Here is an 18,908-nt window from a genome sequence, read left to right as displayed (position 1 = left end):
AGCAAGGGGGCGGGGCGGCGTACTTTTCGCGACCTTATCCGCGATTATCGTCTCACCGGCCGGGCTCGACGTCTGGCGCTGCGCCCCGATTCGCCGCTGATTGGCCATACCCTGGATGAGCTGCAACTGCGCGCCCGTTATGGTGCTCACGTCATCGGGGTGGAGCGCTGGCGCAAGTTTCGCCGGGTGATGGTGCCGGTCTCGGGGATCAGTGAATTTCAGGCCAGGGATGTGCTGCTTATCGATATGTCCGATCCCGAGATCGACATTCGCGAGTTTTGCAGCGAGGCGCGCCTTGAGCCGATGATCCTGCGCGGCGAGTATTTCTCCGATCAGGCGCGGGAGGTTGGGATGGCCGAGGTGTCGCTCATCCCTGAGTCGAGCCTGCTTGGCAAAACCGTGCGCGAGGTGACCTTTCGCTCCAGCTATGGTTTGAGCGTGGTGGGGCTGCGCCGCGATGGCGAGACGATGGGTGGCAAGCTGGTGGATGAGCCGCTGCAGATGGGGGATACCCTGCTGGTAGTGGGCAACTGGAGCCATATCCGCTTGCTGCAAACCCACAGCCGCGATTTCCTGTTGATGGGGCTACCGGCCGAGGTAGACGAGATGGCACCAGCCCGCAGCCAGGCCATTCACGCGCTCATTTGTCTCGGGGTGATGATCCTGCTGATGGTGACCGACCCGGTGCCCAACGTCATTGCCGCGCTGATCGCCTGTCTGCTGATGGGCAAGTTTCGCTGTATCGACATGGAGAGCGCCTACAAGTCGATCCACTGGCCGACCCTGATCCTGATTGTCGGCATGCTCCCCTTCGCACTGGCGCTGCAAAAAACCGGCGGGGTGGATCTCATCGTGGGCGGGTTGATGAGTGCAGTGGGGGAGATGGGGCCGCGAGTGATGCTGGCCAGCCTGTTTGCCCTTTGCGCCGTGATCGGGCTCTTTATCTCCAACACGGCAACGGCGGTATTGATGGCGCCGATTGCCTTGGGCACGGCGCAGCAGATGGGGGTCTCGCCCTATCCATTTGCCATGACCATCGCCATCGCTGCCTCGGCTGCCTTTATGACGCCAGTCTCGTCACCGGTGAATACGCTGGTACTGGGGCCGGGCAACTACAAGTTTGCCGATTTTATCCGCATCGGTGTGCCGTTCACCCTGTTGGTGATGGTGGTAAGCGTGGTGGCCATTCCCTGGTTCTTCCCGTTCTGATTGAGCGGTTACGTTTGTTTATTCAAGCGGCCTGCGGGTCGCTTTTAAGTGGTCGCGAGACGAGCGTGGGAGCAGTGAAAAGGGAGGTTAAAGCGGAGGCATGGTGAGACAAGTGCGAAAGAAAAACCGGAGAGACACAAATCGCAGATACAAAAAAACCAGCCTGAGCTGGTCTGTTTGTTACTGCTATTAATGGTGCGGAAGGAGAGACTCGAACTCTCACGCCTAGGGCGCCAGAACCTAAATCTGGTGCGTCTACCAATTTCGCCACTTCCGCAATATTAATGGTGGCTATGACGGGATTCGAACCTGTGACCCCCGCATTATGAGTGCGATGCTCTAACCAACTGAGCTACATAGCCGTCTTGTGTTTAACGTGAGTCAAATACAAGTAAAAATGGCTGGGGTACTAGGATTCGAACCTAGGGATGGCGAGATCAAAACCCGCTGCCTTACCGCTTGGCGATACCCCAACAGTGATGCCTGACAGAAACTATCAAACACCTTTCAAAAATGGCTGGGGTACTAGGATTCGAACCTAGGGATGGCGAGATCAAAACCCGCTGCCTTACCGCTTGGCGATACCCCAACAGAAATAATGGTGGCTATGACGGGATTCGAACCTGTGACCCCCGCATTATGAGTGCGATGCTCTAACCAACTGAGCTACATAGCCGTCTTGTGTTCAACGTGAGTCAAATACAAGTAAAAATGGCTGGGGTACTAGGATTCGAACCTAGGGATGGCGAGATCAAAACCCGCTGCCTTACCGCTTGGCGATACCCCAACAGCGCTCCTCAACAGTCATTAGACTGGCAAAGAACTTTTAAAAATGGCTGGGGTACTAGGATTCGAACCTAGGGATGGCGAGATCAAAACCCGCTGCCTTACCGCTTGGCGATACCCCAACTAGAGATGGTGGCTATGACGGGATTCGAACCTGTGACCCCCGCATTATGAGTGCGATGCTCTAACCAACTGAGCTACATAGCCAACCTTGCTTCCGATGAGTCGTTGCCTCGTCACCGTGCGGGCCGAATTATGCGTATCTGGCTCTGGGGCGTCAACCCTTTTTTTGCCAGAAAAACGCAATTTGAGTGCGTTTGACCAGTTATTGGCCTCTATTGCGCAAAAGCCCAACAATCTGGTTTTTTTTAAGACATGGCCATTATTGTCCGGGCCAAGACAGATAAAAAACAGGCCAGCAAATGCTGGCCTGTCATGGGATTAGACGTTGAACAGGAAGTTCATGATATCGCCATCTTTGACGATGTAGTCTTTTCCTTCGGCGCGCATCTTGCCTGCTTCCTTGGCGCCTTGTTCACCCTTGTAGTTGATAAAGTCTTCAAAGGCGATGGTTTGGGCGCGAATAAAGCCTTTTTCAAAGTCGGTGTGGATCTTGCCCGCCGCTTGCGGGGCAGTGGCTCCGACCGGGATAGTCCAGGCGCGAACCTCTTTCACACCGGCGGTGAAGTAGGTCTGCAGGTTGAGCAGCTGGTAGCCGGAGCGGATAACGCGGTTCAGACCCGGCTCTTCGATGCCAAGGTCAGCCATGAATTCGGCACGATCTTCGTCGTCCAGCTCGGCGATGTCCGCTTCGATGGCGCAGCAGACCACGACCACGACGGCATTTTCGGCAGCGGCGATTTCACGCACCTTGTCGAGGTAGGGGTTGTTCTCGAAACCGTCTTCCGCCACGTTGGCGATATACATGGTGGGTTTCAGGGTCAGGAAGTTGAGGTGGCTCACGGCGGCCAGCTCTTCCTTGTCCAGCTTCAGACCACGGATCATCTGACCGTTTTCCAGCGCGACGCGGATCTTCTCCAGCACTTCCACTTCCAGCTTGGCATCCTTGTCGCCGCCTTTGGCGCGCTTGGACTGGCGGTGAATGGCGCGCTCGCAGGCGTCCAGATCCGACAGGGCCAGCTCGGTGTTGATCACTTCGATATCGTCAGCAGGGGAGACCTTGCCAGCAACGTGAATGATGTTCTCGTCATCGAAGCAGCGCACCACGTGGCCGATCGCTTCGGTTTCACGGATGTTGGCCAGGAACTGGTTGCCCAGACCTTCACCCTTGGAGGCGCCGGCAACCAGGCCTGCGATGTCGACAAATTCCATGGTGGTCGGCACAACGCGCTGCGGATTGATGATGGCAGCCAGCTGATCGAGGCGGGGATCCGGCATCGGGACCACACCGGTGTTCGGCTCGATGGTGCAGAACGGGAAGTTGGCGGCTTCGATACCGGCCTTGGTCAGCGCGTTGAACAGGGTGGATTTGCCTACATTGGGCAGGCCCACGATACCGCATTTAAAACCCATGGATTGTTACCTTACTTGATGGATGCTGTTGAGGGTCGCCCGCAGGCGGCCCATGTCATACTTGTTCTGGTCGTTGTTCATGCACCGGCACAATGCCCGTACAGGGTCAAACCGACCTATACCTTTTCAGCCTTGAAGCTGTGCAGCCGATTCATGGCCTTGGTCATATCTTGTTTGAACAGGATATCGGTGGCGCGCAGGGATTCATCCAGTGCGGCGTCGATCAGGCTCTGTTCACTGCTGGGGGCCTTGGTCAGGACGAAGCCTGCCACCTGCTCTTTGCTGCCGGGATGGCCGATCCCGAGTCGCAGCCGGAAGAAGTTATTGTTGTTGCCCATCTTGGCGATGATGTCCTTGAGGCCGTTATGGCCGCCATGACCCCCACCCTGCTTGAACTTGGCGATGCCCGGCGGCAGGTCAAGTTCGTCATGGGCGACCAGCATCGCTTCCGGCTCAATCTGATAAAAACGCGCCAGTGCGGCCACCGCCTTGCCAGAGAGGTTCATATAGGTGTTCGGGATGAGCAGCCGCACATCCTGTCCCTCGACCAGAATGCGGGCAGTATGGCCGAAGAATTTGGGTTCTTCACGCAGGCTGACATTGTGCCAGCGGGCCAGTTGCTCCACATACCAGGCGCCCGCGTTGTGGCGGGTCTTGGCATATTCCGGGCCGGGGTTGCCCAGTCCGACGATCAGTTTGATTTCGCTTGTCACGCTTGATGTCTTCACTCGCAGCTGCCGTGGGCACACTACCCAGGGCAATAGGACGCAATATTCTAGCCGCCGAGTGGCGATCACTCAACCAATGCGCATGTTATGGCGGGATTTGCACCACTATTGCGGCTAATGGGTGGCTAACAGTGGCAAACGGACCTCTTGCAAGAGGCCCGTTTCAGCTCATCAATTGGCGATGTTTAGTTGACCACTGCCGTTATTTGGCGCGCAGCAAGGTGACGGTCTCTTCATCCAGTGCGGTCAGGTTGGGGCGGGCATCGCGTACGTAGACCATAAAAGAGTCTGCGTCGGTACCGCAATCCACGCCGGTAGCCTTGCAGTCGAGGAGCTTGCCCGGGGCATAGACGGCCTTGAGCAGCTCGCCGCTTTGCTCCACTTTCAGTACAGGGAAAGCGGTCAGCTTGCCATTGACGTTGGCGATATCGACCCGTTCGCTCTGGTGGCGCTGAGCGTTGGCCAGTGCCTGCCAGCCATCGTTGCCGTTGGCACTGTAGGCATTCATCACTACCCGATAGCGCTGGCTATCCACCAGATCCTGCCACTCGCCGCTTGCGGTCTTGCGCTGCAACTGGGTCAGGGTGCCCGCTTTGCCAGCGTCGGTCTCCTGGAAGGTGTAACGCAGGTTGCCACCGTAGGGGAACTTGCCGGCATGGGCGCTGGCGGGCAGGGTGGCGGTGATGGTCTCGGTCAAGAGGGCTCGTACCTCGGCACCGGTCAGGGTCAGCACCGAGAGCTGGTTCTTGAACGGCAGCAGGGTGAGGGCACTATCCCCCTCGCGCCACTCGCCTGCGGGCAGTTCGGCGCGCACGCCACCCACCGCCAGAAGGGCGAAGTCGACCGGTCCGCCAGTCAGGGCTTGTACTTCCGGGGTATTGGCCCAGTAGAACTCCCCTTCGGCAACCAGCGGCGCTACATCGGAGCCGTGGTTGTCGCTGCCGTTGTCACCGGGACGACGGGCATTTTGCAGCTGGGTGGGGATGGTGCCGATCACCGGGCCGTAGGCTTTCTCCAGCGCCGGTTTGTAGTGGCTGTCGATGATACCGCGCAGGCGAGGATCTTCATCCACAGTCACCAGATTGGGCTGATTGTCGACAAACTGACTTGCCTCTTTGCTGCGATTATCGTCGAGGGGCTGCTTGCGCGTCGCATCGGCGAAGAAGTCGCGGCTGGCCAGCAGGCTGTTGTGGCCCTGGCAGTCGGTCACCTGACCGTGGCTGTCAAAGGTCACCTGCGCCAGACCGATGGCCTGGGCATAGGAGCCCGCCTGCACCACGCAGGTCTTGCCGATGCCATCCGGATTGGTCACCAGCTTGGCGTAGTCGCCGGTCTTGCCCCAGCCGATATTGCGAAAATCGCCGAGCAGGCTGTGGGAGTGGCCACCGACGATGGCATCGATGCCATTTACCTTGGCCGCCAGCTCCAGATCCCGCTCGTTACCGATATGGGTCAGCGCGACGATCTGGTGGATCCCTTTGGCTTGCAGCATGTCGACCGTGGCCTGGGCCGATTCGACCTCCTTGCCAAAGCGCAGCTTGCCGACGTTAGGAGCGATATTCCCCATGTCCTCCAGCACCAGACCGATGACAGCGACCAGCTGTTTGCCTTGCGGCAGATTGTTGAAATCGGTGACCGGGCTCTTCTGGTTGCCGTCGAAGGCATAGATCACGAAGGGCTTGAGGTTGGTGGCCTTGCTGAGCGCCGGATCGGCCTTGGTGTCGAGGTTGGCGGCCAGCACCGGGAAGTTGACCCCTTCAATGAAGCGGGCCAGCTTCTGGTTATCCAGATCGAACTCGTGGTTGCCAAGGGCCATGGCATCGAGGCCGAACTGGCTCAGCAGCTCGGCATTGGCCATCCCCTCGTTAAGTTTGAAGTAGCCGCTCCCTTGCCAGGCGTCGCCGCCGTGCAGCAGCAACATGGGTTGGTTCTTGGCCAGCGCATCGGCCTGATAGGCCTTGGCCATGGTAAGCAGGCGCGGGTAGCCGCCAAAACGGGTGTAAAGGGTGTCCGTCTCCCCCTGCGAGGCAAAGATATGGCCCTTGATGTCGGCATTGACCGGATCAAACTGGGAGTGGGTATCGTTCATGTGAGCCAGGGTCAGCACGAAGGGCTGGTTCTCTTTGACTGGCTGACAGGCGAACAGGGCAAAAGTCAGGGTCGCGAGCAGGAGGGGACGCAAATTCATGGGTAAATCCTTAAGCCTGCCGGGGGCAGGGTCGTACCAGATAGCAGAAAGTTGGAAAGAGATGGTCCAGAAAGACGAAAACCGCCTGATGGCGGTTTTCGTTATTGCTGAATCTATCAATGCTCAAACATGGCAGAGATGGACTCTTCGTTGCTGATGCGACGAATGGCTTCGGCCAGTACAGTTGACAGGGTCAGCTGTTTGACTTTGCCAATCGCTTTCATCTCCGCGGTGAGCGGGATGGAGTCGGTGATGATCAGTTCGTCGATCACCGAGTTTTTGATGTTCTCGACGGCAGTACCGGAGAAGACCGGGTGAGTGGCATAAGCGAATACTCGCTTGGCGCCGCGCTCTTTCAGGGCTTCTGCAGCTTTGCACAGGGTGCCGCCGGTGTCGATCATGTCATCAACGATGACGCAGTCGCGGCCAGCAACGTCACCGATCAGGTGCATGACCTGGGAGACGTTCGGGCGGGGACGGCGCTTGTCGATGATGGCGATGTCGGTGTCATCCAGCAGCTTGGCGATAGCACGGGCACGCACTACGCCGCCGATGTCCGGAGAGACGACGACAGGAGACTCGAGGTTCTTGGCTTTCATATCTTCCAGCAGCACCGGGCTACCGAAGACGTTGTCGACCGGAACGTCGAAGAAACCTTGAATTTGCTCGGCATGCAGGTCAACAGTCAGCACGCGATCCACACCCACGCTGGAGAGGAAGTCTGCGACAACCTTGGCGGTGATGGGCACACGGGCGGAACGGACGCGACGGTCCTGACGGGCATAACCAAAATAGGGGATTACGGCAGTGATACGGCCAGCTGAAGCACGACGCAGTGCATCCACCATGACGATCAATTCCATCAAATTGTCGTTGGTCGGGGCACAGGTGGATTGAATGATGAAGATATCGCCACCACGTACATTCTCGTTGATCTGTACGCTGATCTCGCCGTCGCTAAAGCGACCTACGGCAGCATTGCCGAGTTTGATAAACAGGCGATCTGCGATCTTCTGGGCTAGTTCCGGCGTTGCGTTACCAGCAAACAGCTTCATGTCAGGCACGGTTTGAAACCTCGGGGTTGCATCCAGTATGTGGGGGGAGTCTGAAATCAGACCCTATCGTTTTGGGGCAAACGATTTATCAAGATAACGTACAAGGCGCCCGCTGCCCAATAATTGTGATGATACCGGTAACCCTGAACCGTGGCCCAGTGCAAAACCGGCCACGAATATCATCACAAGCTTTTGACTGGACTGAATTGGCTGGCGTCCCAGGGGTTTAATCTGGGCGCGATGATCAAATCAAAGATCTGTCACCGTTTATCACAGCTAATTGCCGATGCTCGAAAATTGGCTGGGGTACTAGGATTCGAACCTAGGAATGGCGAGATCAAAACCCGCTGCCTTACCGCTTGGCGATACCCCAATCATTTGAACTGTTGCAATGTGGAGAAGAGAGGTGATATGTTCTCGCCCTTGGCGACAAACCCATCCAGCCCCTTCGGCACACAAGCCAACACTTCCCGAGCAGCCACTTCGTCTTTAAATTGAGCAAAGACGCAGGCTCCTGTGCCCGTCATTCTTGACGGCGCGTATTCTAGCAACCAGCCGAGCGCATTGGCAACCTCGGGGTGGCGCTTTTTCACCAGTGATTCGCAATCGTTTTTCCACTCACCGTCCAGCAGATTGTGCAAGGCCATCTTCGGAGTGGCTCTGGGTAGGTCCGGATCTTGAAACACCGCGGCGGTTGCGACATGGCAATCGGGTTTGAGCACCAGATACCAGGCATCAGGCAGTTCGACCGGTTGCAGCCGCTCGCCGACCCCTTCGGCAAAGGCCGCTTTGCCGCGGACAAACACCGGCACATCGGCCCCCAGCTGGACGCCCAGCTCCGCCAGTTCATCTTCGCTTAAACCCGCTTGCCAGAGATGATTGAGGGCGACTAGGGTCGTAGCTGCATCGGATGAGCCGCCGCCAATGCCGCCCCCCATGGGCAGCACCTTCTCCAGCCGGATATGGGCTCCCTGCGGGCTTGGCAGCTTTGCCTGCAGCAGGCGGGCTGCGCGGATGATGAGGTTTTGCTCATCCGGCACGCCGGGAATGGCCGGGCTCAGGGTGAGTGTGTCGCTATCAGGAATCACCTCAAACTCGAGCCAGTCGCAGTGGTTGAGGAAGATAAACAGGGTCTGCAGCTCGTGATAGCCATCGGGACGACGGCCATTGACGTGCAAAAAGAGATTCAGTTTGGCCGGTGCAGGCCAGCGTGTGGAAGCCATTAGCGTGCGAGTGTCCATTGGTTGATCTGAAGCTTAAGGCGGCTGTTTTGGCCGGTCATGGTCAGCTGGTGCGGCAGGCGGTAGCCATCCTGATCCCGGTAATCGCCATAGACGATCTGCCACTGGCCATCCCGTACGCTGGCCAGACTGCTGTCAGGGTTGAGCTCGAACTCGGCCTGTCCCGGCAGCCCCTTGATCCACTCCGGCAGTCCGGCAACCGGAATATTCCAGCCGGTGAGCTGATAGATGAGCGCTTCGGCATCCTGGCTCTGGTGGCGATTGCCATCGCTGTCGAGCAGGGTGATCTCGCCCTTGCTGCGGGAGAGCTCGAGAATGCTGGTACCGATCAGGCTGGTGAGGTTGAGGCGGTAATCCTCACCATCCTGCTGCCAGTTGAGGCGGGCACTGCCCTTTTGCTGGGGGGTGATGATGGCCATTTTGCCCGACATCTGCCAGTGGGTCAGTTGCTCGAGACGGGCTCGCTCCTGACTCCAGTTCACCTGGTCACGCTGGGGCTGGATGGTGGCACAACCGGCCAGTAACAACAGGCAAGTGAGGGTAAAAATACGCAACAGCAAGGCAAGGCTCCAGAGAGAGGAATTTGCCACAGTATACGGGGCGGCCGTATTGCTTTTAAAGCCTTACCCTTTCTCGTACAATTGGCAGCCTTTGCACCCAGCGTATGAAATGATCGTCGCCCACTCATGAGTTTGCTTGCCCTCGGAATTAACCACAACACCGCCAGTGTCGCCTTGCGGGAGCGGGTCGCGTTTGGCCCGGACTGCATCGATCGCGCCTTGCGTGAGCTGGTGAACCAACCCGGCATCAACGAGGCGGTGATCGTCTCCACCTGCAACCGGACCGAGCTTTACTGCAATCTGGCTGCTGAACAGCAGGGTGAGGTGCTGCGCTGGCTGCAGCAGTTCCACGGGCTGGATGCGGCCGAGCTGGTCAGTGCCATCTACCAGCACCACGACGAAGAGGCGGTGCGCCACCTGATGCGGGTAGCGTGCGGGCTTGACTCGCTGGTGTTGGGAGAGCCGCAGATCCTCGGCCAGATCAAACAATCCTATGCCCATGCCCAGCAGGCGGAGTCGGTGAAGGGGGCGCTGGAGCGGCTGTTCCAGAAATCCTTCTCGGTTGCCAAACGGGTACGTACCGATACCGAGATTGGCGCCAGCGCCGTGTCGGTGGCTTTTGCTGCCGTCAGCCTTGGCCGCCGCATCTTTGCCGACCTTTCCCAGACCAAGGTGCTGCTGGTCGGTGCCGGTGAAACCATCGAACTGGTGGCCCGCCATCTGCGCGAGCAGAACGTCACCCGGATGATGGTGGCCAACCGGACCCTGCAACGGGCTCAACTGCTGGCAGCTGAATTTGGCGCCCAGGTGATGACGCTCGAAGAGATCCCCGACTATCTGCACGAGGCGGATATCGTCATCAGCTCTACCGCGAGCCCGCTGCCCATCATCGGCAAGGGGATGGTGGAGCGTGCCCTCAAGGCTCGTCGCTCCAAGCCGATGTTTCTGGTGGATATCGCCGTACCACGCGATATCGAGGCGGAAGTCGATGAGCTCTCCGACGCCTATCTCTACACGGTGGATGACCTGCAGGGGATCATCGAGCAGAACCTCGAAACTCGTAAACGGGCCGCTGCACAGGCGGAAGTGATCGTGCAGGAAGAGCGCGACGAGTTCATGGGCTGGTATCGCGGCCAGAGCTCGGTCGACCTCATTCGCGACTACCGCCAGCAGTCCCAGCAGGTGGCTGACGAAGAGTTGCAGCGTGCCCTGCTGGCGCTGGCCCAGGGCGAGAGTGCCGAACAGGCGCTCAAGGCGATGGCCCATCGTCTGACCAACAAGTTGATCCACGCGCCGACCCAGGCTCTGCGCCAGGCGGCCTCCCAGGGCGACGAGAGTGCGCTGTCCCGTCTGCGGCAGGCACTGGGATTGTCACAAGAGTCATAGTTTTCGGGCGACCAGCCGGTCGCCTGATCTTCCATTGAGATTGCAAGAGTTATGAACCCGTCACTGATCAGAAAGCTGGAAGGCCTCATCGAGCGCCACGAAGAAGTTCAGGCCATGCTCGGCGAGCCCGATGTGGTCTCGGATCAGGAGCGCTACCGCGCCCTGACTCGTGAGTATGCCCAGCTGGAAGATATCGTTCACGCTTTCCAGCGTTACCGTCAGGCTCAGGATGATCTGGAGACCACCCAGATGATGCTGATCGATGATGACGCCGACCTGCGCGAGATGGCGCAGGAGGAGCTGCCGCTGGCCAAGGCCAATCTGGAGGCGCTGGAGCAGGAGCTGCAACTGATGTTGCTGCCCAAGGATCCCAAGGATGACAACAACTGCTATCTGGAGATCCGCGCCGGTGCCGGTGGCGATGAAGCGGCCATCTTTGCCGGTGACCTGTTCCGCATGTATTCACGCTTTGCCGAGCGTCAGGGCTGGCGCGTCTCCATCGTCAGCTGCAACGACGGTGAATATGGTGGCTACAAGGAGGTGATCGCCAAGATCGATGGCGAGCGTGTCTATGGTCGCCTCAAGTTTGAATCCGGTGGTCACCGGGTGCAGCGGGTGCCGGAGACCGAATCCCAGGGCCGGGTGCATACCTCCGCCTGTACCGTTGCGGTGCTGCCGGAAGTGCCGGAAGCCGAACAGATCGAGATCAACCCTTCTGATCTGAAGATCGACACTTTCCGCGCCTCCGGTGCCGGTGGTCAGCACGTCAACAAGACCGACTCGGCTATCCGTATCACCCACCTGCCGACCGGTCTGGTGGTGGAGTGTCAGGACGAGCGCTCCCAGCACAAGAACCGCGCCAAGGCGATGTCGGTACTCTCTGCCCGCCTGCAAGCGGCTGAAGATGAACGCCACCGCGCCGCCGAACAGAGCACCCGCCGCAATCTGGTGGGCTCCGGTGATCGCTCCGAGCGCATTCGCACCTACAACTACCCGCAGGGCCGTCTCTCCGAGCATCGCATTAACCTGACTCTGTACCGCCTCTCCGAAATTTTGGAAGGGGATCTGGATTGCATCATCACGCCGCTGGTGCAGGAGTATCAGGCCGATCAGCTCGCCTCGCTGGCCGAGAACAGTTAATGCAAATGGCGATTCGGCAAGCTCGCATTAAGTGTCGTGACCTTAAAGTGGAGTGGCACTGATGCAGATCCAGCAGGCCCGTACCCATATCATGACCGTGCTGGCCGGGGGGGAGTCCCCTCGCGCCGATGCCGATGTGCTGCTCTGTCATCTGCTTGCCTGTCGTCGCAGCTATCTGATGACCTGGCCCGAGCGCGAGCTTGATGCCGCCCAGCAGGCGACCCTGCAGGAGTGGCTGGCCCGCCGCCTCAATGGCGAACCCATTGCTCATCTGGTTGGCGAGCGGGAGTTCTGGTCGCTGCCGCTGAAGGTCACTCCGGCGACCCTGATCCCGCGCCCTGACACCGAGGTATTGGTGGAGCAGGCGCTGGCGAAGATCCCGCAAGGGCCGTGCGCGGTGCTGGATCTCGGCACCGGTACTGGCGCCATTGCGCTGGCCATCAAGTCCGAGCGACCCGAGCTCAATGTATGGGCTGTGGATCGGATGGCGGATGCCGCCGCATTGGCCCGCGAAAACAGCGCAGCGCTGGGATTGCCTATCGAGGTGCGGGACGGCAGCTGGTTTGAGCCCCTTGACGAGCCGCATCTCGTCAAGGCGCCACGTTTTGCGGTGATTGTCTCCAATCCCCCTTATATTGATGGCGCCGATCCCCATCTCGAGCAGGGCGATGTGCGGTTTGAACCCCGCTCCGCGCTGGTTGCCGATGACGCAGGGCTGGCCGATATCCGCCACATCGTGGCTCATGCCCCCGCTTATCTGCTGCCAGGCGGCTGGTTGCTGCTCGAGCATGGCTGGGGTCAGGGGGCGGCTGTGCGTCAGTTGCTGCGTGATAGCGGCTATGGCGAGGTAGCCACGGTGCGTGATTATGGGGATAACGACAGGGTGACGCTGGGGCAGTGCCCGGCTCTCTGATATTTCAATTTACCATCGGCGTGACACGCCGGGTTGCCGTTGTGGCAGCCGTAGCAAGGATTGAATATGTATTTTGTGCTCAAACAGCTGCATTTCACCCTGATTGCCGGGGCGGTGCTGATGTTTATGCTCCGTTTCTACTGGGTGCAGACTGGTACTGATCGCGCCTACAGTGGCCAGGTGTTGAAAGTCAGCGGCTGGCTCAATGGTCTGGTGGTGCTCTCCGGCGTGCTGCTCTGCGTGGCGCTGGACCTCAACCCGTTCAATAATGCGACGCCCTGGCTCAGCGAGAAGTTGATGGCCATTCTGGCGCTGTTGTTTTTGGTGGCGATGGCGCTGCGGCTGGCCAAGAGCAATCTGGTGCGCTGGGGCTCTTTTTTGGGAGCCTTTGGGTGGCTCTACTTTATTGCCAAGTTGGCAGTGCTCAAACAGGCGAGTTTGTTCGGTTAAGGCATGAAGAACATGTTACGTATAGACGAATGGACCGATTTTGAAGCCCACGACATCACCGAACTGGCGTTGTCGATAAGCAATGAGATTTATGGTTCGGCCGAGCAGGGGATCCGTGAGCTGACCCTGCTGGATGAGTGGCTGGATGAGCAGATCGAAGAGGGCACCTGCGACGAGGTACGCCAGCAACTGCTGCGCGGTTTCTATCACAGCCTCGGGTTTCATGGTGATTGGCAGGACTACTTCTCGGCCAATAACTGCGATCTCAATCAGGTGCTGCTGCAGCGCAAGGGGATCCCGGTCAGTCTTGGCATCCTCATCATTCAGCTGGGGCGCAAGATTGGACTCGATGTGGAGGGGATCTGCTTCCCCGGCCACTTTCTGGTGAGTTTTGCCGGTAGTGAGGGGGAGGTTTATGTCGATCCCTTTACCGGAGACGAGCTGAGTCTGGCTCGCATCGAGCTGCTGCTGCGCGGTGCGCTCGGCGATCTGGTGACCCTGACTCCCGACTACCTGCAACCCTCTGGCCAGTGGGAGATCATCGAGCGGCTGCTCAACGTCAGCAAGGGGGCCCTGCTGCGGGAAGACCGCATGCCCGAGGCGCTGCGCTGCAGTGAGCTGTTGCTGCGGATGAAGCCGGGCGATCCGCTGGAGACGCGAGATCGCGGTTTTATCTACGAGCAGCTCGATTGCCCCCGCCAGGCTGCCGACGATTTTGAATATTTTATTGAACAATGCCCGGATGATCCGGTCGCCGATGTGCTGAAAGTGCAGCTGGCTGCGCTGGATCTTAGGCCCAAGCCGCTCCATTAAGGAGCGCTGGGAACTGCAACAGAAGAATATCAAGGCCGCTGTGCCCATGGTGCAACGGGTTAGCTTGGCTTCAAGCCCCTTCATTAAGGATCTCTTAGATGGAACAGAAGAATATCAAGGTCAATAACATCGACGTAGCCAACGACAAACCGTTCGTGCTGTTCGGTGGTATGAACGTGCTGGAGTCTCGCGACATGGCGATGGCGGTGTGCGAGAAGTACGTGGAAGTGACCAGCAAACTGGGCATTCCATTTGTCTTCAAGGCGAGCTGGGACAAGGCCAACCGCTCCTCCATCCACTCCTACCGTGGTCCGGGCCTGGAAGAGGGGATGAAGATTTTCCAGGAGCTGAAAGCGACCTTCGGTATGCCGGTGATCTCCGATCTGCACGAGCCTCATCAGGCCAAGCCGGTAGCCGAAGTGGTCGATGTCATCCAGCTGCCCGCCTTCCTGGCGCGCCAGACCGATCTGGTGGAGGCCATGGCCCGCACCGGCAATGTCATCAACATCAAGAAGCCGCAGTTCCTCAGCCCAAGCCAGATGAAGAACATCACCGACAAGTTCGAGGAGTGCGGTAACGATCGCCTGATCCTGTGCGAGCGCGGTGCCAACTTCGGTTACGACAATCTGGTGGTGGACATGCTGGGTCTGGGTGTGATGAAGAAGAGCACCGGCGGCTATCCGGTTATCTTTGATGTCACCCACTCCCTGCAGTGTCGTGACCCCCTGGGGGCCGCTTCCGGTGGTCGCCGCGAGCAGGTGACCGAGCTGGCTCGTGCCGGTATGGCGGTCGGTCTGGCCGGTCTCTTTATCGAATCCCACCCGGATCCGAAGATCGCCCGCTGTGATGGCCCGAGCGCTCTGCCGCTGGAGAAGCTGGAAGGCTTCCTTAAGCAGATGAAGGCTATCGATGACCTGATTAAGGGCTTTGAACCCCTCGATACGTCCGCCTGATCCCGGCGTTCAATGCCTTGAAAATCAATGCCCCGCAATGCGGGGCATTTTTATTGGTTGCGTTTTGTTGAAGTCAAAAATTAATCTGCGAGCAATCAATTTATGGTTGCCGTGGTGTTAATGTTGTTAATTTTGATGTGTGATTGATGTCTCTGAATTGCTTTTTATTGCATGTAGAGTGGTCGCTGACGTAGCAGGAGTAGCATGGTGCTGGCGAGATATATAGATATCTCGTTCTGGCTCCCTGCATCTCTATTTCGGCCATTACATGGGTAATTAAATTAACAGGACGTTAATAATGCGAAATAAAATATTTGGCAGCCTCTATTTTCAGGTATTGCTCGCAATTACCCTCGGGGTATTTTTGGGGCATATATATCCTGACCTTGGGGCTGATATGAAACCGCTGGGGGATGGCTTCGTTAAATTAATCAAAATGATCATTGCCCCTGTTATTTTCTGCACAGTGGTCACCGGGATTGCCGGGATGGAGAGTATGAAAGCAGTTGGCAAGACCGGTGCCATTGCGCTGCTCTATTTCGAAGTAGTCAGCACCATCGCTCTGATCATTGGATTGTGTGTAGTCAACTTGCTGCAACCAGGGGTAGGTATGAATGTTGACCCGACCACGCTGGATGCCAGCACCATCTCTGCCTATGCCGAGCAGGCGAAGTCGCAGGGGGTGATCGCTTTTATGCTCGATATTATTCCGGGTAGCGTGATAGGTGCATTCGCCAGCGGAAATATCTTGCAGGTGCTGTTGTTTGCTGTGCTGTTCGGCTTTTCTTTGCACCATATTGGCGAGAAGGGAAAACTGATCTTCGGGGTGATCGACAGCTTTTCCCAAGTCATTTTCGGCATCATCAATATGATTATGCGATTGGCCCCGATAGGGGCATTTGGTGCCATGGCGTTTACCATCGGCAAATATGGGGTAGGTTCGCTGGTGCAACTGGGCCAGTTAATAGCTTGCTTCTATCTGACCTGTCTCTTCTTCATTTTTATCGTGCTGGGCAGTATTGCGCGGGCCACCGGGTTCAGCATTTTCCGTTTTATCGGCTATATCCGTGAAGAGTTGCTGATCGTGCTGGGTACCTCCTCTTCGGAATCCGTATTGCCGCGAATGCTGGTCAAGATGGAGAAACTGGGTTGTCAGAAGTCGGTAGTGGGTCTGGTGATCCCGACCGGCTACTCCTTCAATCTGGACGGCACCTCCATCTATCTGACCATGGCTGCCATCTTTATTGCCCAGGCCACCAATACTCCGCTCGATCTGTTCCATCAGATCACGCTGCTGGTGGTACTGCTCATCTCCTCGAAAGGGGCGGCAGGGGTAACCGGGAGTGGCTTTATCGTGTTGGCTGCGACTATTTCGGCAGTGGGGCATCTGCCATTGGCCGGGCTGGCGCTGATTTTGGGGATCGATCGCTTCATGTCTGAAGCTCGGGCGCTGACCAACCTGATTGGCAACGGAGTAGCGACGGTGGTGGTGGCAAAATATTGCAAGCAGCTGGATGGGAAGACGATGGATGCTGTGCTCGGTGGTAAGGCCGGGCAACTGGATGCCAGCAGGAGTTAGTCGTTGTGTGCTCCCGTATGACCGCTTTGGTTGATACGGGAGCAATAAAAAAACGGCCAGATGGCCGTTTTTTGTGCCGATACGGCAAGTATCAGCGATTCACTGCAGGGCGCTGATTACAGGCTCTGGGTGAAAGTACGGGTAACCACGTCACGCTGCTGTTCCGGGGTCAGGGCGTTGAAACGCACTGCGTAGCCAGATACACGGATGGTCAGCTGCGGGTACTTCTCCGGGTTCTCGATGGCATCTTCCAGAGTTTCGCGACGCAGCACGTTGACGTTCAGGTGCTGGCCACCTTCAACGGCAGGTTCGGCTTGAACCGGCAGTTCACGGTATTCGAACTGACCCAGGTCAGCCAGCTGTACTTCTTGATCGGCAGCGAAAGCATCGCCTTTGGCGCAGATGCAGCGAGCTTGTTGCTTCTCTTCGTCCAGCAGCCAGAAAGAGTTCAGCAGAGCGGTGTTGGCAGCTTGGGTGATTTGAATGCCTTTGATCATGGTATGACTCCTCAATGGGAACGCGAATCCAACTGTAAGGAAATTACCCTGATGTATTTAAGCTACCGTCGATGGCGATGACTTAAAGGGCCCTTGCCTTACACCTTTACTTTGATGGCGTCATATATACCACGGTGGTAATATTACCAAAATTGATCTAGATCAACAAAATCCGACAAATCCCCATTTGGATGGGATTAAATTCTTGAGTTGAATCAAAAATAGGTCATTTTTCTGTTTTTGTAAGATATACAAATTATGCATCTTTTATCTTTGTAATCTAGTAATTTAACTACACCTTATTGGTTTTTTTCCGATTTCGGTAAGGGAGTTGGCTACACTCAGGTGAAAAAAATGACAAGGAGAGTGACGGGTGAGAACAAGGTGGCAAAGATGGGGTTATCTGGCTCTGATTGGATATTTGGCTTTTTTCGGGTTGGCTCGTGCCGAGACGGTGCGGATCGCGGTGGGCGAGTGGCCACCCTATATCAGTGAGTCTTTGCCTCAGCAGGGCTTTCTCTGCCAAGTGGTGCGCGAAGCATTTGCCGCCGAAGGGCTTGATGTCAGTTTTCATTTCTACTCCTGGGCTGAGGCTTACAAGCGGACACTGGATGGTCGCTATGTTGTCACCATGCCCTGGTTTCGTTCCCGCGAGCGTGAACAGGCTTTCTATCTCTCCGCTTCACTGGGCGATTTCACTACTCGCCTCTTTACCTTGGCGGGTTCTCCGCAGGTCAATCTGGGAGAGCTGGCGCGAGAGCCGATAGGCGTTACCCGTGGCTATTTTTACGGAGATGGTTTTGCCGCTCGTCAATCCGAGTTGGCTTTGGAGTGGTCAGATTCTGATGAAGAGAATCTGGAGAAGCTCATCTCCGGACGTATTCGCTATGTGATGATGGATGAGCAGGTGGCCCAGGCGTTGTTGCAGCAGATGATGTTGCGTCACCCTCAACCGCTGAAGTTGATGGGAGCCCCTGATCCTATCTGGTCTCAACCCGGCTATCTGTTGATGCGCAAGGCCGATCCCGATGCCCGGCGTCTGATGCTGCTATTCAATGCCGGTTTGCATAAGCTGGAACGCTCAGGGCGTCTCGCCAAGCTTTGGAAAGTGTGAGTCACGGTTGCGTCTTGCGGGCTGCCCCCCTATTCTGAGCCCTTCGCCGTATCAAGTGAGGAGGCCGGGGTGCTGACCTGGAGTGATGTAATTGGCTCTGAGAAAGAGCAGGACTATTTCAAGAGTACGCTGGCGACCGTCAGAGCTGAACGGGAAGCGGGCAAGGTGATCTATCCGCCTGCTACCGATGTGTTCAATGCCTTCAAGCTGACCGAACTGGATCAGATCAAGGTAGTGATCCTGGGTCAGGATCCCTACCATGGCCCCAACCAGGCACATGGTCTCTGCTTCTCCGTTTTGCCCGGGGTCCGTACTCCGCCCTCGTTGGTCAACATCTATAAAGAGATGCAACGGGACCTGCCAGGATTTGTCACTCCCAATCACGGTTTCCTCGAATCCTGGGCCAGACAGGGGGTCTTGCTGCTCAATACTGTGTTGACGGTTCAGGCTGGTCAGGCTCATTCTCACGCTCATCTGGGTTGGGAGACCTTCACCGATCGGGTCATTGAGCAGATCAATGCCAGCTGTCAGGGGGTGGTGTTCCTGCTGTGGGGCGCTCACGCCCAGAAGAAGGGTCGTTTCATCGATCGTCAGCGCCACTATGTGCTGACTGCGCCACATCCGAGCCCCCTCTCTGCCCACCGCGGTTTTATCGGCTGCGGCCACTTTAGCGAGACCAATCGCTTGCTGGAGCAACAGGGCAAGAGTCCGATAGAGTGGAGATCTGTCTGCAGTCCACTTGATTGAGCCCAAAGTTTGGGCG

16 protein-coding genes, 9 tRNA genes and 1 pseudogene are annotated in these 18,908 nt (G+C 57.3%); 10 read left to right on the top strand and 16 right to left on the bottom strand.

Annotation, left to right across the window (positions count from 1 at the left end):
* Positions 1-1,209 (top strand): SLC13 family permease (locus tag ACE1BR_RS17165; protein WP_374872372.1); only part of this gene is annotated, 1,209 nt, incomplete at its 5' end.
* Between the two features lie 193 nt (positions 1,210-1,402).
* Here ACE1BR_RS17165 and ACE1BR_RS17160 read toward each other — a convergent pair.
* The 15 genes and pseudogenes from ACE1BR_RS17160 to lolB all read right to left on the bottom strand — a co-directional run bounded on the left by ACE1BR_RS17160 (position 1,403) and on the right by lolB (position 9,300).
* Positions 1,403-1,486: transfer RNA gene (locus ACE1BR_RS17160), tRNA-Leu, on the bottom strand.
* Positions 1,487-1,494: 8 nt separating this feature from the next.
* Positions 1,495-1,571, bottom strand: a tRNA-Met gene (locus ACE1BR_RS17155).
* Positions 1,572-1,607: 36 nt separating this feature from the next.
* A tRNA-Gln gene (locus ACE1BR_RS17150) sits at positions 1,608-1,682 on the bottom strand.
* Between the two features lie 41 nt (positions 1,683-1,723).
* Positions 1,724-1,798, bottom strand: a tRNA-Gln gene (locus ACE1BR_RS17145).
* Positions 1,799-1,808: 10 nt separating this feature from the next.
* Positions 1,809-1,885, bottom strand: a tRNA-Met gene (locus ACE1BR_RS17140).
* 36 nt (positions 1,886-1,921) lie between these two features.
* Positions 1,922-1,996, bottom strand: a tRNA-Gln gene (locus ACE1BR_RS17135).
* Positions 1,997-2,042: 46 nt separating this feature from the next.
* Positions 2,043-2,117, bottom strand: a tRNA-Gln gene (locus ACE1BR_RS17130).
* A gap of 8 nt (positions 2,118-2,125) precedes the next feature.
* A tRNA-Met gene (locus ACE1BR_RS17125) sits at positions 2,126-2,202 on the bottom strand.
* A 234-nt stretch (positions 2,203-2,436) separates the two neighbouring features.
* Positions 2,437-3,528, bottom strand: coding sequence for a redox-regulated ATPase YchF (gene ychF, locus ACE1BR_RS17120; RefSeq protein ID WP_374872370.1), 1,092 nt, complete (start codon positions 3,526-3,528; stop codon positions 2,437-2,439).
* Positions 3,529-3,644: 116 nt separating this feature from the next.
* A complete protein-coding gene (gene pth / locus ACE1BR_RS17115; protein ID WP_042061295.1) occupies positions 3,645-4,241 on the bottom strand; it encodes an aminoacyl-tRNA hydrolase in 597 nt (198 codons plus the stop codon).
* A 217-nt stretch (positions 4,242-4,458) separates the two neighbouring features.
* A complete protein-coding gene (locus ACE1BR_RS17110; RefSeq protein ID WP_374872368.1) occupies positions 4,459-6,444 on the bottom strand; it encodes a bifunctional metallophosphatase/5'-nucleotidase in 1,986 nt (661 codons plus the stop codon).
* 116 nt (positions 6,445-6,560) lie between these two features.
* Positions 6,561-7,508 (bottom strand): ribose-phosphate pyrophosphokinase, encoded by a 948-nt coding sequence (locus ACE1BR_RS17105; RefSeq protein ID WP_005330162.1) that lies wholly within the window; start codon positions 7,506-7,508, stop codon positions 6,561-6,563.
* 289 nt (positions 7,509-7,797) lie between these two features.
* Positions 7,798-7,872, bottom strand: a tRNA-Gln gene (locus tag ACE1BR_RS17100).
* Positions 7,852-8,722, bottom strand: a pseudogene (gene ispE, locus ACE1BR_RS17095) (4-(cytidine 5'-diphospho)-2-C-methyl-D-erythritol kinase). The gene ACE1BR_RS17100 and the pseudogene ispE overlap by 21 nt, the downstream one beginning before the upstream one ends.
* Positions 8,722-9,300, bottom strand: coding sequence for a lipoprotein insertase outer membrane protein LolB (lolB, locus tag ACE1BR_RS17090; protein WP_374872366.1), 579 nt, complete (start codon positions 9,298-9,300; stop codon positions 8,722-8,724). Before lolB ends, ispE begins: the two are co-directional and overlap by 1 nt.
* Positions 9,301-9,426: 126 nt before the next feature.
* On the opposite strand from lolB, the gene hemA reads away from it, so the two are divergent.
* The 7 genes from hemA to ACE1BR_RS17055 all read left to right on the top strand — a co-directional run bounded on the left by hemA (position 9,427) and on the right by ACE1BR_RS17055 (position 16,534).
* Positions 9,427-10,686: a glutamyl-tRNA reductase gene (gene hemA / locus ACE1BR_RS17085; protein WP_374872364.1), complete on the top strand. Its 1,260-nt coding sequence runs from the start codon at positions 9,427-9,429 to the stop codon at positions 10,684-10,686.
* Between the two features lie 51 nt (positions 10,687-10,737).
* Positions 10,738-11,826 carry a peptide chain release factor 1 gene (prfA, locus tag ACE1BR_RS17080; RefSeq protein ID WP_374872362.1) on the top strand — a complete coding sequence of 363 codons (1,089 nt, stop codon included), beginning with the start codon at positions 10,738-10,740 and terminating at the stop codon, positions 11,824-11,826.
* A 61-nt stretch (positions 11,827-11,887) separates the two neighbouring features.
* A complete protein-coding gene (gene prmC / locus ACE1BR_RS17075; protein ID WP_374872360.1) occupies positions 11,888-12,739 on the top strand; it encodes a peptide chain release factor N(5)-glutamine methyltransferase in 852 nt (283 codons plus the stop codon).
* A gap of 66 nt (positions 12,740-12,805) precedes the next feature.
* Positions 12,806-13,189, top strand: a complete 384-nt coding sequence (locus tag ACE1BR_RS17070; RefSeq protein ID WP_374872358.1) for a SirB2 family protein — start codon at positions 12,806-12,808, stop codon at positions 13,187-13,189.
* 12 nt (positions 13,190-13,201) lie between these two features.
* On the top strand, positions 13,202-14,002 hold the full coding sequence (locus ACE1BR_RS17065; protein WP_374872356.1) for a SirB1 family protein: 801 nt from the start codon (positions 13,202-13,204) through the stop codon (positions 14,000-14,002).
* A 98-nt stretch (positions 14,003-14,100) separates the two neighbouring features.
* The gene (kdsA, locus tag ACE1BR_RS17060; RefSeq protein ID WP_374872354.1) at positions 14,101-14,955 is read left to right on the top strand and encodes a 3-deoxy-8-phosphooctulonate synthase; all 855 of its coding nucleotides are present in this window, start codon (positions 14,101-14,103) and stop codon (positions 14,953-14,955) included.
* A gap of 298 nt (positions 14,956-15,253) precedes the next feature.
* Complete coding sequence (locus ACE1BR_RS17055) at positions 15,254-16,534, top strand: dicarboxylate/amino acid:cation symporter (RefSeq protein ID WP_374872352.1); 1,281 nt, start codon at positions 15,254-15,256, stop codon at positions 16,532-16,534.
* Between the two features lie 116 nt (positions 16,535-16,650).
* On the opposite strand, the gene grcA is transcribed toward ACE1BR_RS17055, so the two are convergent.
* Entirely contained in the window at positions 16,651-17,031 is a 381-nt protein-coding gene (gene grcA, locus ACE1BR_RS17050) for an autonomous glycyl radical cofactor GrcA (protein ID WP_322863622.1), read from the bottom strand.
* A gap of 373 nt (positions 17,032-17,404) precedes the next feature.
* Here grcA and ACE1BR_RS17045 point away from each other — a divergent pair, with 373 nt between their 5' ends.
* Positions 17,405-18,145, top strand: a complete 741-nt coding sequence (locus ACE1BR_RS17045; RefSeq protein WP_374872350.1) for a substrate-binding periplasmic protein — start codon at positions 17,405-17,407, stop codon at positions 18,143-18,145.
* 69 nt (positions 18,146-18,214) lie between these two features.
* On the top strand, positions 18,215-18,892 hold the full coding sequence (gene ung / locus ACE1BR_RS17040) for a uracil-DNA glycosylase (protein WP_374872348.1): 678 nt from the start codon (positions 18,215-18,217) through the stop codon (positions 18,890-18,892).
* Positions 18,893-18,908 lie beyond the last annotated feature (16 nt).

Origin of the sequence: Aeromonas sp. MdU4 (assembly GCF_041929505.1) — a bacterium.
GTDB lineage: Bacteria > Pseudomonadota > Gammaproteobacteria > Enterobacterales > Aeromonadaceae > Aeromonas.
The sequence above is the reverse complement of the archived record's forward strand: the minus strand, read 5'-3'. Positions and strand labels throughout refer to the sequence as shown.